15 protein-coding genes are annotated in these 17,970 nt (G+C 42.0%); 1 reads left to right on the top strand and 14 read right to left on the bottom strand.

Going from position 1 to position 17,970, the window contains the following annotated elements:
- Positions 1-8: 8 nt before the first annotated feature.
- The 14 genes from LI112_RS04625 to LI112_RS04560 are packed head-to-tail and all read right to left on the bottom strand — an operon-like array spanning position 9 to position 17,382.
- Positions 9-2,003, bottom strand: a complete 1,995-nt coding sequence (locus LI112_RS04625; RefSeq protein WP_055056772.1) for a tetratricopeptide repeat protein — start codon at positions 2,001-2,003, stop codon at positions 9-11.
- A 2-nt stretch (positions 2,004-2,005) separates the two neighbouring features.
- Positions 2,006-3,175, bottom strand: a complete 1,170-nt coding sequence (locus tag LI112_RS04620; RefSeq protein ID WP_055056773.1) for an FHA domain-containing protein — start codon at positions 3,173-3,175, stop codon at positions 2,006-2,008.
- A gap of 11 nt (positions 3,176-3,186) precedes the next feature.
- Entirely contained in the window at positions 3,187-4,479 is a 1,293-nt protein-coding gene (locus LI112_RS04615) for a WG repeat-containing protein (protein ID WP_055056774.1), read from the bottom strand.
- A 9-nt stretch (positions 4,480-4,488) separates the two neighbouring features.
- Positions 4,489-5,067 (bottom strand): A24 family peptidase, encoded by a 579-nt coding sequence (locus LI112_RS04610; protein ID WP_055056775.1) that lies wholly within the window; start codon positions 5,065-5,067, stop codon positions 4,489-4,491.
- On the bottom strand, positions 5,067-5,774 hold the full coding sequence (locus LI112_RS04605) for a TadE/TadG family type IV pilus assembly protein (RefSeq protein WP_055056776.1): 708 nt from the start codon (positions 5,772-5,774) through the stop codon (positions 5,067-5,069). Before LI112_RS04605 ends, LI112_RS04610 begins: the two co-directional genes overlap by 1 nt.
- 8 nt (positions 5,775-5,782) lie before the next feature.
- Positions 5,783-8,299, bottom strand: a complete 2,517-nt coding sequence (locus tag LI112_RS04600; RefSeq protein WP_227190302.1) for a DUF5702 domain-containing protein — start codon at positions 8,297-8,299, stop codon at positions 5,783-5,785.
- A 15-nt stretch (positions 8,300-8,314) separates the two neighbouring features.
- Complete coding sequence (locus tag LI112_RS04595) at positions 8,315-8,959, bottom strand: hypothetical protein (RefSeq protein ID WP_005422047.1); 645 nt, start codon at positions 8,957-8,959, stop codon at positions 8,315-8,317.
- A 26-nt stretch (positions 8,960-8,985) separates the two neighbouring features.
- Complete coding sequence (locus tag LI112_RS04590) at positions 8,986-9,237, bottom strand: Flp1 family type IVb pilin (protein ID WP_055056778.1); 252 nt, start codon at positions 9,235-9,237, stop codon at positions 8,986-8,988.
- 58 nt (positions 9,238-9,295) lie between these two features.
- Positions 9,296-10,165 (bottom strand): type II secretion system F family protein, encoded by an 870-nt coding sequence (locus LI112_RS04585; protein WP_005422053.1) that lies wholly within the window; start codon positions 10,163-10,165, stop codon positions 9,296-9,298.
- Between the two features lie 9 nt (positions 10,166-10,174).
- Positions 10,175-11,002, bottom strand: a complete 828-nt coding sequence (locus LI112_RS04580) for a type II secretion system F family protein (RefSeq protein ID WP_055056780.1) — start codon at positions 11,000-11,002, stop codon at positions 10,175-10,177.
- Between the two features lie 7 nt (positions 11,003-11,009).
- Positions 11,010-12,257: a CpaF family protein gene (locus LI112_RS04575; protein ID WP_227190301.1), complete on the bottom strand. Its 1,248-nt coding sequence runs from the start codon at positions 12,255-12,257 to the stop codon at positions 11,010-11,012.
- Between the two features lie 58 nt (positions 12,258-12,315).
- A complete protein-coding gene (locus LI112_RS04570) occupies positions 12,316-13,665 on the bottom strand; it encodes a YARHG domain-containing protein (RefSeq protein ID WP_227190300.1) in 1,350 nt (449 codons plus the stop codon).
- A 43-nt stretch (positions 13,666-13,708) separates the two neighbouring features.
- Complete coding sequence (locus tag LI112_RS04565) at positions 13,709-15,100, bottom strand: hypothetical protein (RefSeq protein ID WP_005422059.1); 1,392 nt, start codon at positions 15,098-15,100, stop codon at positions 13,709-13,711.
- Between the two features lie 35 nt (positions 15,101-15,135).
- Positions 15,136-17,382 carry a zinc ribbon domain-containing protein gene (locus LI112_RS04560; RefSeq protein ID WP_044924751.1) on the bottom strand — a complete coding sequence of 749 codons (2,247 nt, stop codon included), beginning with the start codon at positions 17,380-17,382 and terminating at the stop codon, positions 15,136-15,138.
- Between the two features lie 218 nt (positions 17,383-17,600).
- Between LI112_RS04560 and LI112_RS04555 the strand changes: the two genes are divergently transcribed.
- Positions 17,601-17,933: a helix-turn-helix transcriptional regulator gene (locus LI112_RS04555; RefSeq protein ID WP_044924754.1), complete on the top strand. Its 333-nt coding sequence runs from the start codon at positions 17,601-17,603 to the stop codon at positions 17,931-17,933.
- The last annotated feature ends 37 nt before the right edge of the window (positions 17,934-17,970 follow it).

Genomic DNA, 17,970 nt, shown 5'->3' with positions numbered 1-17,970 from the left:
CTTCCCCTTTACTGCTCAAATACTGTATGATCTTTTACATTAATGCCAAGATTTTCACTTCCGGCACTCAGATTTCCGACGATCGATACCAGATCCTGGAGACCATTCTCCGTTGTAGCCAGACCATCAGACAATGGATCAAATACCGTTGATAGATCTCCTGTCAGGTCTATTCCCACCAGTGAGGCCGCATCTTCTTCCGTCAGCTGTATGGTCGTTCCATCCGCATGAAGCTTATAAGCCTCTATGCTGAACTTTGTAGTCGGAGTTCCGTCACCTGCATCTGTTCCGTATACATAAGATGCAAAACCTACTGTCCATCCAGCGTCATCTTCTTTGCCAAAGCATTCCTGCGTAAATCCGTAATCAGCTTCCGGAAGTGCTGTTCCGATTCCATCAGTGGCATTCACTGTTGCATCTGCTTTGACCTCTCCATCTACAACTCTGTATACCGTAAATGTCATCTTCCCATTCTGCATTGCGATCACGAGCAATTCTGGTTTTCCATCTTTATCCAGGTCTGATCTCTGCATGCCAAACACCCCATTCAGTGCTGCATTTACCGCAGATACATCTCCATATGTGTATGGAATATCTTTGCCATTTAAATCAACTCTTGGAGTCTTTTCCAGAATTGTATCCGAATAGTCGTCAAGAATTTCTTTTTCGTCCACAGCCTCCGCTGTCGACTCCTCTCCGTCTTCCTCCACGGTAACTTCCGTTTCTACCATTTCTCCATCTGCATTTTTTTCATCTGCATTTTCTCCTTCTGCAGAATCTTCTTTTGCTTCCTCCTGAGCCGGAGTTTCTGCTGCCGGTACTTCCGCCACTGGTGTTTCTGTCGTCGGAATTTCTCCTATTGAAGTATTGGCCGATGTATCAGGCTTATTTACTGTCTGCCCACTGTCCCCGGTATCTTCCCCTACCGGAACATAAGTCCCTGTATCTGTTGCCGGATCATACACATATTCTTCCTCTGCAACAGGTATGCCGAATTCTTCTTTAGGAGTCGGTGTTGGGGTTAAAACCGTTGGAGTCGGTGTTATCTCTGTTGGTGTTGGCATTACTTCTGTTGGTGTCGGTGTTACTTCATCCTCCGGAACAGCTATCGCTTCTTCCGGTGTTGGGGTTGGGCTTTCCGGCGTAACTGTCGGTTCTTCTTCAGGTTCTGTCGTAACGACCGCCTTGCCAGCGTCATCTGCCTTTTTCTCCGTTGGTCCCAGCGGATCTTCGGAATCTTTTGTTTCTTCTGGAGTCACCTTCTCTTTGGTTTTCTGTTTCGCCGTCTGTTTCGAAGTCTTTTTCGTCTCCTTTTTAGCCGGGACAGGCGTAGCAGTTGAAGGATTCTTTTCCGGCACATAGATAACGATTGTCTTAAATTCTTTTATAACTTCTTTTGTTTCCTGCTGTTTCGATATATTGTTACTACTCTTATACTGGTCAGCAGTCTCGTTGCACGATTTCTCATAATGACTGGAGAAATCTGCAGTATCTTTCGGCACATGGGTCGCATCTTTTTCCTCAGATGCAGTTTTTACATTCTGGGAAGCTTTTTTCAGATATTTCAGTGCCTGATCCGGTTTCTTCTGTCCATTATAGGCATCTGCCATACCAAGTGCTGCCTCCGGTGATTTCTCATCAATTTCCAGTGCTTCTGAAAAAGCAGCTTTTGCTTTTACATAATCCGCTTTTTCCAGATAATTATTTCCAAGATCCATTTTTTCCTGTAATTTACCTGCCGTTGTCTGCTTAGGTGTTACCACGAGGCCTACAACTACAATGATCAATACACACAGAATGCCAAGTCCCAATGGCAGGAAGAGACCTTTCTTTCCATTTTTTCCTGACTTTTCTTTTTTCCCGGAGCTTCTGTTTTGTTTCGCATTCTTCTTTCCGGTTTTCTTTTCGTCTTTTCCGCTCTTTTCATCGGGAACCGGATTTCCGCATCGACCGCAGTATTTCTCACCCAGTTTAATATCTCCATTACAGTTTGGACATTTCATCTTTATCCCTCCTCAATGATAAAATCGAACAGTTCATCTGACATCTGTATTTCACTGTCTGTTTCCAGTCTGACCGGAATCTCCGGCTCCAGCTCAGTCTTATTCAGATAAGTGTGATTCAGTGAATGACAGTCTTCCAGGAAAAATACCCCTTCTTCAAATGTAATGATGCAGTGTTCCCTGCTGATCGTTTTGTTTCCCTGAATGCAGATGTCCACGACTGCTGCCTTTTTACCTATCTTGGTTCTTTCTTTGTTGATCACAAATTCTTCGCCCGTATTACGGCGTATCAGTCTGGCGTTGATCTTTGGAGGTACTTTAAGAAGAACTGTTCCCTCATCATCCGGATCATACAAAAGTACTGTGCCATCCTCTTCTTCATCATCTCTGTCGGCGGGTTTCTCAAAATGCTGTACGGGTTCCTCCCTCTGGAACTCGCTGTCTTCTTTTGCAAAAGATTCTTCTCTGAAAAATCTCTGGTCCACAGGTTCTATGTCTTGCAAAGGTTCTATATCCTGTAAATGCTCCATGTGCTGTGAATTTTCCGTATGATGTGAAAAATGCTTCTTCTGCGGAACATACAGTTCTTCCTGTGCATTCCAGTCTTCTGTATTCCAATTTTCTGTATTCCGACTGACCTCATTCCGGCTGTCCATTTCCGGTTTCTTCTGTACTGCCGGACCTGTATAATTCTGGAAGCCTGCTCCATTTTCCGGCGGAACCGGAATTTCTTTCGGAAGTGGTGGTAATCCGCTGTCTTCTGCTTTTCCGCGCTTTGTTTCCATATATGTATTTTCCCTTAACGGAATGCAGACAAGCCGAACCTCTTCGTCCTCATCATTCACAAACATATACTGCATTTCCTGTTCAATCATTTCTTTCGGAATTCCATTTCGGGTCAGAAGCTTCTGCATCTCTTCAATCTTCTTTTTCATTTTTCTTTTTTCCAGAAATCCATGTTCTCCCATCCAGGCTCTCATATTCGTGCATCCGGTAATGTCATAATAAAACCGACATTCCCTACTGGTATTTTCTGTTTCAAACGACAGGATGTATTCTTCCATCAGCTCGCTTCTCAACAATCTGTATATATTTTCATCCAATACCATACCAGCCTCCGCCTGATATACAATCACATTTCTTTCTCCCGTAAAATCAAATGAAAATCCCATTGCTGTCCCTCCTAATAAATATCCAGCTGAATCAGTTTCCAGCTTCCGTCTGTTTTTACCGGTGCGATTCCTCTGCTGTTAAATGCTTTGGCATCTTCAAACTGAGGCTGCACTGCAATATCTCCATTCTGTTTTATATATCCCCAGCCATCGTCGGTCTGGACCGGTGCATATCCAATTCCCGAGAAACTCTTTGCCCCCGCAAACATACATTCCAGTGTCTTACTGCCATCTATAGAAACAAATCCCCATTTGCCGCTCTGCATGACTGCTGCCGGCTGATCGGATACAAATGGATACGCTGCTTCATAACTTTCACTTCCAAGCTGCTTTCCTTCTGCATCCACAAGAATGTACTGCTCACCACTTTTTACAAAAGCCACTCCGTTTCTCGAACAGAAGCCCCATTCATCCTGCAACACATCTGAAAAAACAAAATCTGTAGCCATCTGAAGGTCATCCCCGATCAGCGCCCAACTTTCTCCCTGCTTCACTGCACCAAAACCATCCAGAATCGGTGTTGCAGCATCATAGATAAACTCTGTCAGCGGCTGAAACTGTCTGTTGAGATATCCCCATTTTCCATCTTTCTCTGCCGGTATAATGCCCTGCTTCTCTGTTCCCAGATACTGATAAGCTTCCTCCGGCTGCCGGCGTTTATAATTATTTGTATCAATGTAGTAACTTTCCCCATCTTTCTGAACCGGTGCAACTCCCCAGTCTCCAAATAATCCGACTGATTGATATTCCGGCCGCAGGATTTCCTGTCCGCTGCTGTTCAAGAATCCATACAGATCTCCGGATTTTACATACATATATCCACTGCACTCTGTCGAGATCTCATCATAATCTGCACTGACTGTCTGCACTTCTCCTGCCAGTGACTGTAATTTTTCTTTGATATCACCATTGTATTTTGTCTTTTCTGCCTGCCGTTTCAGAAGTGCGATCGCATCTTCTCTTCGTCCCTCTTCCAGATAATAATCCGTAAGCATAAATAACGCCTCATGTTTATCATCCTCGAGACTGATCGCCTGATTGCAGGCTTCCTCGAACTCATCATCTGAACCCAGATTTCTGTAATCCTGTGCAATTTTTATCCACAGATCACCCTGATCCGGGTTTTCTTCCAGTGCATTTTTGTATTCCAGAACTGCATCATAATATATCTGCTGTTTTTCATATTTTTCAGCTGCTGCAATGTGCTGTCTGTATTCCGCCTTTTTTACTCCGAAATTGTCAATCGTACTCCACCAGGCAGTCCCAAGCAAAAAGATCATTGCCACAACAACCAGTTTTTTCATAGCTTCCTCCTAAAATCCAAGCAGTAAAATCAAGATCGTTCCCGCTGCAAGAAACGGTACCAACGGAATGGAATCTTTCATACTCAGTTTTTTGCGTGCCAGCTGTACCACGGAATAGATTCCTGCCAGCAAAAGTCCGGCTACCAGATCCCACCAGATCAGAGATAACCCGAGATACCATCCCAGTACCGCCGCCAGTTTTACATCGCCCAGTCCAATACTTTTTCTCGAAAGAACATAAGCCAGAAGGAACAGTATCAGACCAACCAGCATTCCACCCACTGCAGAAATCATTTTTTCTTTCCAGTAAACCGGATATACAGCGACCTCGATAACAAGAAGCACTGCACGAATGACCAGCATTGCTACCAGCAGCTTATTTGGCACGATTGATTTTTCATGATCGATCACTGCCAGGACCAGCATAAATCCTGTCAGGCACAAATATCGAAGAATCTTCGTCCAGTGGTAGTCGTACCTATAAAACAAAAAGCAGCTCACCACTTCTATCAGAAGAAACGCCAGAAAAAATATCTTTTTCTTTTTTGCTGTAGTATTTATAACGGTTTCCATCATATTCTCCTTCATCACACTCCTGACCAGACCCGTGTAGAAGCACAGACTCTGTAATGTCTCGGCTTCATTCTAAAAAAGGGTACCTGATTATTCATATTAAAATCGACTATGATCTTGATATCTCTCGTCTTATTCTGGCACCAGACAGTCTTTGACATATTCATATCCGAAATCCCAAGTTTTTCCGCATAAGTTAACGGATCCTGTCCGCCTCCGGCAACAGATAACTGTTTCATGACACAGGATTTTGCCACCGTATTAACCATGTATGTAGAAATGCCATTGATTGCATCTTTTTTGAACACTGTCAGTACCCCGGAAATAAACGATTCCGGATCATCCACATAACCACTGACCGTACCATAGACATCCTTCGCTGCTTTTCCGGCTTCTATCGTATTACCTACAGGATCTTCTCCGTTCAGGGCATTTTCTCCTGCCTGCTGAACTGTCTGCAGCTGTTCTTCAATAGACTTTATATTTTTTTCAAAATCCTCTGACCTGGAATTCAGTCCGTCCAAAGAATCCAGAATTCCGATCTTTTCCAGAATATAGCTGTACTGTGCCACTTCTTTTGCCGCCTGATCTGCCGCATACTGTACAATCAGCTGTGCTCTGGTAAACGATATCAGACTGTAAATACTGACAAATGCCAGAAAGAATAATGGCAGAAACAACGTTGCTTCTACTGTGATAGAACCTTTTTGTCTTTTCTTCATCTTTGCTCCTAATACCCCAGTATTCCCTGATATTTTATCGTCTTCTGACTCTCTTCATCGGAGTTGCTTCTTCCGAGAAGTGCTGGAACTTTTGGTAAAAATGTCGTCTCTGCCTTCACATCAGCCCGGAGCGTCAGCATCGTATATTTGCTGCTCAGACTCTTTCCGGTATTCAGCTGAATGCAGTCCGCTGTCCTGACCAGAAGTTTCTTTTCATTGTTCTCACTGATCATGGAGACAAGCAGAAACAGTTTCAGATATTCTTTATAATTGAGTTTCACTTTGTCGTTTGCTCTCCATACAGCGACTTCGTCCCCTTTCATCAGACTGGATAAGTCCTGACCGGAGTAGACGACTGCACAGCAGAACAGGTAGGAATATTTAATGATCGGATACAGCCATGCCTGTCCGGTCGCAGCAGATATTCCGCTGGCAATGCTGTTCGCCTCGGCATTCAATGTCTTGTCAAAAAACACGTAGGCACTGTTGATTGCCAGACGCAGTGAATATAGCACTGCAGTCGCTTCTGTCTTATTGACAATCGTACTCTCATTTCCATAAAGAAGATATTCTATCTCTCCATTATAAATATAATGGCTGTTCAGTTTGTCGTTGCTGAGTGAAACATCGTTTTCTTTTGTCGTCATGCAATTAAACATTTCGCTCATGTATTCCATCAGATAGGCACGCTCCAAAAGTTCTCCAGACAGGTTGTCCAATCCTTTCAGTAATTCCGTTATGGCAGAAAGGCTTCCTGCCCCATCATTCACCGTCGTATCATCACTGTCCAAGTTCAGTTTCTTTACCGTCTGTGCCGACTGAATATCCGATCCAATTTTATTTTGTCCACTTGGGAACTCATCCGGATAAGAAAGGCCGGAAAAATCTTTCAGATTTTTTTCTTTTCCCAGTGCATTCAGTCCCTCCAGGATCTGATCATATTCTCCCTGTGCATCTTCTGCATCCTGTTTCTTTTGATCTTTTGCATTCTGCTCCGTCTCATCTTCTGATTTTGTTCCGACTTTGGAAAGATACTCTTTATAAAAATTGCATTCCTTTGGATCTGTATAATAGTAATTACCCTGTAACGGCATTCCAAAATTTGCATTATCATCCCAGAATGTATTCACCGCAGCCGCAGCACCCCGTTCAAAAATCGAGCATGCCTCTGTGCTGTTGATCTGTGCTGCTTTTATATGATCCGTTACCTGTATCATCTTTTCGGCTTCTTCCAAAAGGCCTTCCGCCTCCTCTGTATTTCTCTCCAGACAATTGAGCATATCTTCCAGATCGTCTGTATTGATTTTGATGTTTTCTTCCTCTTCAAGCTCATTCAGTTCGGATATATCTTCCCCTTTGCTCTGCAGGGCATCTTTGCGTTCCTGACACGCTTTTTCCGCCGGTTGCACTTTATTGACCCACACATCTTCCAGCTTTTGCAGCTGGGTGATTCCTTCGTTTCCTGTATTTATCATCGTCTGAAGCTCAGACTTGTAATTTTCAATCTTATTTATATAATCTTTTTCTGCATCTTCATAAATACTCTTAAGATTTGCAATGCTCTGCTGTATTACAGTATCTATGTTTACATAAGCATTCCATTCATCCTGCGTAAAACTTTCATCGTTATTCATCGCCTGCTCTACAATTCCAGAATTCTGAAGCAGAGAAACAGCTGCAACAAGATCTGCATACCTTATTTCATCAAAAACAGTTTCTGACCGATCCCATACTATTGCACCGGCGAGATTCTGCCGAATCACCGCTGAACTGATCTGACCGGATCCTACAGGTGCTAATGCTTCATTATCCAGATATTTCTGTAAAGACTCTGATGCCAGATAAAATACAGACTGCTGTACCAGAATATTCATTGCTTCTGAAATCTCTGAAGCCATTCCCTGCACACCCTGTATCGCAGCACTGTGTGCATCTACTGCCGTTTTGGCGTTCTCAGATGGTTCTCCAAGTTCTTTGGCTTTTTTTGCATAGTCTGTCTTTGCTTCGATATAGTCTTTCTTTTCATTCATATTTTTCAACGGCATCTTTTTGAATTTTTCCAGAATATCGCTGACCATATATACCGGTGCACGAAATTTCATGTATTCCAGAATCTGCTGCTGAAGAACCTGCGTATCAGCCAGAGAAGAATTCTTCACTCCCTGTACTTCCACGCCTTCTGTGCCCAGTTCCAGCTGGATCATGGAATGAAGATCCGTGGATTTGGTATCTTTCAGTGCAGATGCATTACATGATTCCAGAAAACTCTGTTCCAGGTATGTCTTCATCGACGGGGATGATGGATCATCTGCCATTGTGATCAGGCCATATGAATCCTTCAACTGTTTATCATAGCGTGCAAGCGCCGCATTCATTGTGAGGTCCCCCGCGCCTGAAATCACAGTCTTTGCTGCATAAAGGCGGGAGATATCTACTATTATTCCGCTGAATATCAGAACCGGTACCAGAATCAGTGTCAGAAAGACAGAAATTGCTCCCCGGTTTTTTCCACAGAAAAATCGCATATATCTCCCTCCAGTTTAAAAGATTATTTCTTTTACTTTATTAAAATTCTCTACAAATTTGTCTGTATCGATGCCCAGCTTATCCAGAAAAAACTTTCCAAGATCCCAGGCCAAATCTACATTCCGCACAAAATCTGTCGTGTTCAGGACCGGCTGATATGCTGCCGCATACAGGCTGATCGTATCTTTCATCCCCAAATATCTCAGAATTCCAGGCGTCGGAAGTTCATATCGCAATTCAGCGAATACTGATTGTGACATAAACTTATTCTCCACCCTGATACTTGCTTTCGCTGTTCCCACGGAAAGTAATGTGCTGTATTTGCATAAAGATTCCTGGTATTTTGCCAGTCGTTCTTTTGTATTACTGCCCGCACCGAGACGATAGATCTTTGTCAGTGAACCATTGTACGCTTCATAATAGGACTGTACCTGTTCGTCCGAAGGCTCTTCCCACGAAAAATCTACTTTCCCATCGGAAAGAGGTTCTTTATCAGTGAAACCTTCATAACCCGGATATGCAATTTCTTTTGCCAGCTGCGCTGCCGCCCTCTCTACCTGAAAAAAGAAATAGCTTTCCTGCATCTTAAAAAGTCCCAGATAGATGACCGCCATGACCACCGCTATGGTGATCGGGAAGTACAGTGCAGCTTCTACCATGATGGCGCCACGTTGTTTCTGTTGATTCACAGAAGTGTTTTGAGATTTCCGATTTCAAGGAATGATATATCTTTCACTTTATCAGCATCATCAAACGTATTACTTACAAGATCCATGATTCTTTCTCTGAAAACAACTACGACCGCAATGACCACTACGATCACCAGAATGATCGCAACGATCTCTGCCGCACCTTTTTCTTCGTGCTTGAAATCTTCCACAAAATTATGTAATCTACAAGTTGCTCCAATCCACATTTTATTCAACATTTCTAACATTCTCTTTTCCTCCTTCATGAAATGTCTGTTATTTATAATAAACGGCATCTGCCTTTTATTATCCTAATCCGCTCATTACCGGAACCAGGATCAGTATCAGAATTCCGATAAAGATCAGAAATACCGGAAGCAGAAGTCTTGAATTGGCTTTTTCGCCTTTCTGCTTCACCTCATTTTTCTTCATTTCCCACATCTCTGTCGACATGTCTCCCAGAAACAGTGCCAACTCTTCATTACCTTTCTGCAGGTTCTGTAAGATCAGCGACGTAAATTTGCGCACTTCCTTTACACTGCAACGATCTGCGAAATTGCGATATGCATCTGCTTCCATGATTCCATTGTCAATCTCCAGACTGGTGTTCTGCATTTCTTTATATAATGCACGCTCTCCTGTAATCGCTGTTCTTTTCCATGCATCGCGGAGAACCATTCCCGAATTGACCAGAAGCGTAAGCTTGGACAACACCTGTGGAAGATCCATCAGGATCTCCTGCCTTCTGGCTGTCAGCTTGTCCTGCAAAGATAGGTCTATATACATGACTACCAGCACGCTGAAGATAACTCCCAGAAGTGCCGCCTCCACACTTCCCGCCAGGACCGAAAGAAGCATAAATACAAGGAACACAGTATATGCATATGTGATCTTGGCGCCCTGCAAAATATAATAGTAATATTCCGCATACTTCTTGCCCTTGATCTCTGCAATCTCTTTGATTTTCAGCTTTGCACGTCTGGTCTTTGTTCCCATATGCAGAATCGGCATCAGTGCAAATCCGACACAGAACAATTTGCTCATCTGAAATTCTCTGGCAAATGTACTCTTGGTGTACGTAGCATATTTCTTTCCCTTTGTTATTGCCAGACAAATCCATACCAATGCAAAAGGCGTACATATTATCATAAGAATCAACTGAAAATAATCATTCATCTTTGTCCCCTATATCTTGATATCTATAATTTTTCTGCCAATGTAATATGCTGTTCCAAACAGTGCCAGTGCAATAACTTTGGTCAGGACATTGAGCGGTGTATTCTGTACAATGGACATACTTCCCATCCCGCTGAGTGTAACCATGATGATCAACGGCATCAGCAGCATGATGTTCAGCTCATTCTTGTTTGCAGTCAGAAGTGTCCTTATCTCCATTTCCATCTCGATCTTTTCATTGATGATCCGATAGGTATCTCCCACTGCTTTTTTGAGATTTCCACCATAACGGCTGGACACTTCAAAAATCGTTGCAAAGCTTTCTACATCATCCAGATGGCTTCTCTCTGCAAAATTTTTCAGCAACGCTTCTATATTCTGACCATTGTAGATACCATTCACAATCATTTCAATCTCGTGCACAATGTCTGCTTTTTTTCCATAAATATCTGCCATGTCTCCATATGCATCTTCAAAAGCTCCCTGCGTATTTTTTCCGGTAGAATATGATGCAGTCAGAGACTCCAGCATGTCACGGAACTGGATCAGAAGTGCTTTCTGTCTTCTGGCTTTCAGAAATTCCCGATATTTGCCGATACCCGGTAATATCAGAAGTATTCCCACTATCCCGGACAAAAGGAAGTTTCGGAAAAATGTCATGCACACAAATGCTCCGACCAGAAAACCAAGCGCCCCGCCTGTCAGCTTTTCCACAAAACTCATCCGGTAAATATAGTAATCTTCACCATTTCCAAATAATGCTTTCTGTGGAATATATTTCTGTTTTCTTTTACTCTTTTTTTCTCGCTTGTTTCTGCGACTTTTCTCTTTCTTCATACTTTTCCTAAATCTGACTGCTCATTCCCTGCAGTCTCAGCTTATAATCATTTTTTAATGAATTTCCGGTCCGCATCAGTCTCCCTTGAACCTTATGAAGCGTACTGCCCTGTGTTTCCTGAAAAACAAATAGCGGATTCAACTGGTATTCGCCTCCGCTGCATCCCAGAATTTCGGTAATCTCCATCGTTCTTCGGGACTTGTCCCTGAGTCTCGACAAGTGGATTACAATGTCCAGTGCGGAGGAAATCTGTTGCCGTATCGCCGGAAGCGGAAGGCCTGCATTTCCCTGCAGTACCATCGTTTCCAGTCTGCTTAGCATATCTCTTGTAGAGTTTGCATGACCGGTAGACAGAGATCCGTCATGTCCTGTGTTCATTGCCTGAAGCATATCCAGTGCTTCTGCTCCTCGCACTTCTCCCACAATGATCCTCTCAGGACGCATTCGAAGAGCGGAGCGAATCAGATCACGAATTGTGATCTCTCCTCTGCCCGATGTGTTTGCATTTCTTGTTTCCAGACTGACCAGGTTGGATATATTACGAATCTGCAGTTCCGCAGAATCCTCAATCGTTATGATTCGTTCATCCCCTGGTATAAAATTGGAAAGTGCATTCAGAAATGTTGTCTTTCCGGATCCGGTTCCCCCACTGATAAAAATATTGTATTTTGCTCTTACCAGTTTCTGCAGGAAATCTGCTACCTCCGGTGTGATCGAACCATATTCCAGAAGTTTTTCCACCGTCATCGGTTTTTTGGAAAATTTACGGATTGTCACGACCGGACCAGCCAGCGAGATTGGTGGAAGAACCACATTTACACGCGATCCGTCCTTCTGAATTCTCGTATCCACAATAGGATTTGCCTGGTTGACTTCTTTGCCGGCTTCTCCTACGATTCGCTGGATAATGTCCAGCAGATGCTGTTCACTTTCAAATTGCCGACGATACCGATAAATCTGTCCATCCTTCTCAACAAAGATATTTTCGGGTCCATTGATCATGATCTCTGTAATGCTGTCATCATTCAGAAGCTCATCCAGAATCCCAAGTCCTCGCAGGGAACTGAACACTCTTCTGGCAATCTTTTCCCGTTCCTGCGGGGTGATCTCGTAATGAACGAGCTTATGGTCTATGATTTCCTTGATTCTGACCATGAGCTGCTCATCACTGGATCTGCTCAGGGCAAGTGCATCTTCCAGAAGAAAACGTTTTATTTCTTTTACAAGTCTGAGTGTTATCTCCTCTGTAAGCATCTCTTTCTCTTCCATTCCTTATCAAATACAGATTACAGACATATTGTCTTTTATCTTTTTATTTATCAAGCTGATAGCCATCCGGTGCAAGCTCATGCTCCACCTTACTGAGAAGCTCTGTATTTGCTCTCTCATAATCGTTAAGCATGGTAGAATCCTTAAAGTCATCTGCTGCAATCGAGCCGTGATACCAGGATTTGCTTCCAAAATAATTCTGCAATTCCGGCGATTGAAAAACTCTTCCTTTTCTCGCGTAGATCTCATTCTTGGCGTAATTCAGTTGCTGCAGGCTCATATTACTGAGTTCCTCGCGGCTGAGGTAACGGCTGTCGGAGTCCGGAATAATGAACTCTGATGTTGTATCTGTTGTATCTGCCGCAGAGGATTCCGCTGTCCCATTTTCATCAAAGATTACATCCGTCCGATAACCCTGGATAATATTTGGAATTTCATTGCTCAGATCATTAATCTTGTATGAGTAACATTTCATTGACCTTGCTTCATCTCCGTTATAACATCCAGAAATCCACTGGCTTCTTTCTTCATCCGAAACAAGACTTCCCTTTTTCATTCGCAAGACCTGATACATTCCCTGATTCTGATCTACCGTCATATGATCAAAACTGATATTAGGATCTGAAAAAATGAGGTTTTCGTATGCATCTATGATATTGGCATTCTCTAATGCCCAGTCTTCTCCTGATTCTGCAGCAGCCTTTGAATCCCATAACTCACTGATCGGGGAACCTTCGTAAAATATGTCTGTCGATGTCTCCATTTTTTTCAGTTCGTCACCGTCCAGATAAAATCCCTGGATATTCCAGGACTGGCCCGTTGCAACAGAACTTTCCTCGTAAACTTCATAGAAAAACTGATACTGTTCATCCAGTCTTCGCAGAAAAACAGAAACTTCACTGAACGCTGTGCCTCCGCTCATTCCACTCATTTCACGATAGTTTCCCTGATAGTCCAGATACAGCATTTCCTGTTCGGATACCGTTTTCCATCCCCCATCTGTTTCTTTCAAAATGGAAAATGTAATTGCCCGTCCGGTTGGAGAATTCGTACTGTCTTTGTATGAAACGCTGAAAATCTCGTCTGCCCCGTCGTAATCAAAATCACGTGAAACCGCAGCCAAAACTCCAGTTTCTCCGACCGCTTCTCCTGTCATGCTATTTTCCTTGGAGTACTGTAGATTAAGGGTATAAGTCTTGCCACCAATATAATTCAGTCCTTCAATCTTGCCTGCCTTCTGCCCAGCATTGGCACTGCTTTTCCCCTCCGATGAAGTCTCCCCACTTTCGGATGTCACTCTCTTCGCTGCCAGGACTGCCTGTCCGGGAAGTGCTGTCCCAATCATACCGGCTGCAAGTATCCATCCTGCAGACACCAATATTGTTTTTTTCATACCTGTTTCCTTCTTTCCCATACAGCAAAATTACGTAATTGTTTTATCCTATTGTCTGTTTGCGCAGATCCACGTCCAGATTTCGGGCATTGTCATAATCAATTCCGTCCGGGAAGAAATCAGAGCCATCACTCTTTACATAGTGGTAACCTGAATCATCACTCATGACTGTAGCACCTTCACCTGCACTGTAAACGTCTGCATAATAACCACAGGTAAACGTTTCATTTCCATTCAGATCATACATGACTTTCTTATCATCCCAGTAAGTGATCAGTACTTCTTTTGCTAGCTGAAAATCATTGGTCTCTATCGGTTCTCCAATTTCTGTCATATTCTCTATATTGATCAGACCTACATAATCTTTGTCATTTTTTCCATAGATTTTTACAGCGATCACATTTCCCTGCAGTCCGCTGTAATCACAGTTCAGAGAACCGGCATACTGTCCTGTGTATCTCTGAAATGCACTGTTTTGTATGTCATATGCAACCAGTGTTCCTGTAGAATCGCTCAGAAGAATGTAATTTTCTGATTTTCCACGTATGTACCAGCTGGCACCGTCCTCTGTACTGCATTCCTTTGGAATCACGATGTCCTGATATTCGCCCTGATTACTCATCCGTTCTATATGACACATTCCGTCTTCGTCCTGGTAAAGATCCAACACATAACCGCTCTCAAACTGGTCATCTCTGTCTCGCATAAATGATGTATTGTACTGTTGCTTCTGTGCGTTTCCCGTAAAATAAAAGCAAAATGTATCGTTGACTTCATTTTCCATTGTCTGGTAAGAGAAGGCACCATCCCCATGATAGCGGAATGACTCCTGATAACTCTGATCATTGCTGACCGAAAAGCTTACATCCTGTACTTCTGCACCACTTGGATCATAAAAGGTATATTTACAGGTTCCGGCATCATTCCAGTCATTACTGCTGTCTTCTCTGACCCAGGTATATCCGCCGCCATAGCAGACTACCTGATTCTTATCATAATGACTTAAAATATTTCCCTCCGAGTCGATCACGAAGAGGGTGTCATTGATAAAATGCGTCACATATCCATTGTCCAGGCCTGTGTTTTCACTGTAATTTCCAGATTCCAGGGGAATATAAAATTTCATCTTTCCCTCTGTATCAATAAAACCTCGATAGGACATATCTCCGACCCAGAATTTGATCTCGGCCATTCCATTATGGAATGCGCTTGCCTCGTCGATTTTCTCTACATAAGTCCGGATATTATTTTCATAAAACTCTTTTACCTGCTCTTCAAAATCTTTATTCTCATCTTCAGTTTCATTCTTATCCCCATTTAAAGAATAATCTTTACGCTTTGCGGCTTCGATTTCACTTCCCGACCCCAACAGTACTGTGGCCGAGGAAAGAGAAATAAGAAAGATACCCAGGTTTTTTCGTAATTTTTTATTCATAGTTTTTTTCTCCCAGATTATACCAATTCAATTAATCAATACGTAAATTTCGTATTCATTGATTTTCTGCTCCACATACAGTCAACATCATAGGCAAGCAGTTCCGTATCTTCACCATCGTAAAGGTAAAGATCACCATCTGAAATATACAAAAGATTTTTTTCATCCAGACGTAAATAAGCACTGACGTCATCAGCCAGATAACTCATGTTTCCCTTCTTTCCAAGTGTACTGAGTTCATATCCATTATTATTGTATGGACTTGTACTTGCCAGAATCTGTCCATCTTCATAAACAGAAACTGACTGCAAAGTAATATCCTGCGCCAGCAGCGTACTCTTTCCATCTTTGTCAGAATATAAATCAACATAATAGTCATCTGGATTTTCTGTTGTCACATAATAACATTCTGTTTCTGTAGCACTAAGCGTTGTAGATTTCTCTGCTATCGTATCAAAAGCTCCTATTGTATCTCCCTTTATAGACGCAATACCTGTTTTTTCATTTTCGACATTTATATAAACACTGTTTCCTGCAAATGAAATGGATCCCCAGTCTGTATCCATCTGATCTTTGCAGTATTTCGCACCTTCTGTTGACATCTGAAGCTGTTTATCATCAGATAATCTGATAAAATAATTCTGTTTGCCATAATCAATCCAGAACAGTTCTCTTACATCACTGATATCATTAATATCTTCTAATTTAACTTTCTCCTGAACCATATCTTTCGTATTATATATAATAGAGTTGCTTAAACTATACGCCTGCAGGACATCTTTACTAATTACATTGGTTTCTCCGTTTTTGTAGCAATACAATATTTTCAATGGAAATGCATTATTTTCATCTTTAAGCTGTGCACATAAATCTTCCGCAGAATACAATTTGTAGTATCTATCCCATGCTTCGTTATATGCATCCTCGTCTGTCACTGTTTCTGTTTTCTTCCCGAAACATAACTCCTGCCATTCATTTTCATAGCCTTCTCCATAAAGAGCCGCCAGATTTTTCAGTTCATCTTTAATCTCGTCTGTAACCTGAATATATCCATCTTCATTTTCAAGATTTTTATATTTTTTTACAAATGCCTGAAATTCCGCTTCCGGCTGATCCTCCAGATTTTCTCCATCTGGTGTGAACATGGATTCCTTTGTACACGATGTATAAATAGCCTCGTAGTCTTCTAATGTACTGTACTCATCCAGCATCTCGTACTTATCCTGTGTAATCTGATAGTCTTCTTCCACAGGTTCTTTTAATGTATCTATCACATCTGTTCCTTCTACATAATCATACAAACTGAGAGAATCTCCACTATCATCGGTATAATAAATACAATCATCTTTATATGACAGAACCTCTGAGTTTTTACTGAGCACCTGGAAATCTCGGTCAAATCCGGCAACGCCGACTCCCATATTATCCTCTCCGGAATTCGTACGCACAAAAATATTATCTAAATCATCCGCACAGACCACCCACGCAATATTTGAAGCCAGTTTAATTTTATTATCCGGCTCTTTCGTAGTAACACCAAATAAGGTACAAACCTCACCACTCTCATCATCTTTTCTTGTATAGACAATTCTGCCGTTTTCATCTACCCAGAAATCTGCAGCCTGTTTGGCAATCTTTGTCGTTTCTTCTCCGTTATAATAATAAAGGCTGTCAGATGTATCCTTATAAATTACTTCGTCATCCGAGATCAGTCTATATATATTATAAGTATCCGATATATTTGAACCTATTGTTTCAATATTTTCATAATCACGACTGCCTGAAGAGTTTTTCTTTATCTTATCCCATCTGATTCTGCATAAAGTTCCACCGTTACCATCATAATTATTATAAAAATACAGATACTTTCCACTTGGTGAAAACTGAGTCCGACCTTTAATCGTATATGGTGAGTTCTCAAACACGGCAGTTGATACACCATCCGCGAAATCCACTCCACTGTCTTTTTTCATTTTTGTCAGAAGATTATAAGAACCATCTGACAAATACACACACGGATTATCTGTCTGTGTCAGCCGCGGAACAATATTAACTCCCACCACTACAACTGCCGCACATACTCCGACTGCGACCACAATCTTACCGACCTTCTTGTTGTTACCTTTTTTCTTAGCTTTCGGTGCCTCCGGCTTCATCTTTACATGCTGTACTTCTATTTTCTCTGGTTCAGCCAATGCCTTTGGCTGTTCCAGTTTGGCTCCACAGGCAAAACAGAACTTGGCATCATCCTTGACTGTTGTTCCACATTTTGGGCATTTCATACGCATTTTCCTCCCTGTTTAAATATTTTTCTTATCACTTTATCACATTGAATTAATTATTTTTTATTATAGCATCAGCATCTATTTTATACAAGTTGTACTTGTATTCATATTCTCACCAGTACAGCTTATACAAAGTATAGTTTCGCCTTCTAATGTGTACAAGTTCAGCTTGTATAATATGATTAAATATGAGCCTAGTTGTAAGGGAGAAAAAAATGAATCGTATACGAGAATTACGGGAGGAAAAAAAAATCACACAGATCCGACTCAGTATTGAGTTGGAAGTGTCTCAGGAAACAATAAGCGCATATGAAATGGAAAAATATTATCCCAGTGTAAAATCTCTTATCAAACTGCAAAATATCTTTGGCGTATCTATTGATTATATTCTTGGTCTTTCTGATACCAGATATGAGCGTATTGAAACCAACAGTCTGGCCCAGGATGAAACACGTCTGATCAACCTGTACAGAAAACTGGATTCCCTTGGAAAAGAGCGTATCACTTCTTATTTGGAAGGTTACATTAATGCTCTGGAGGCACAATAGAAGAACCCGGAGGTCATCCCTCCGGGCTCTTCTATTA

It is taken from the genome of Blautia sp. 210820-DFI.6.14, assembly GCF_020558815.1.
In the GTDB taxonomy this organism is placed as follows: domain Bacteria; phylum Bacillota; class Clostridia; order Lachnospirales; family Lachnospiraceae; genus Blautia_A; species Blautia_A obeum.
This window is presented reverse-complemented; position numbering and strand designations above follow the sequence as displayed.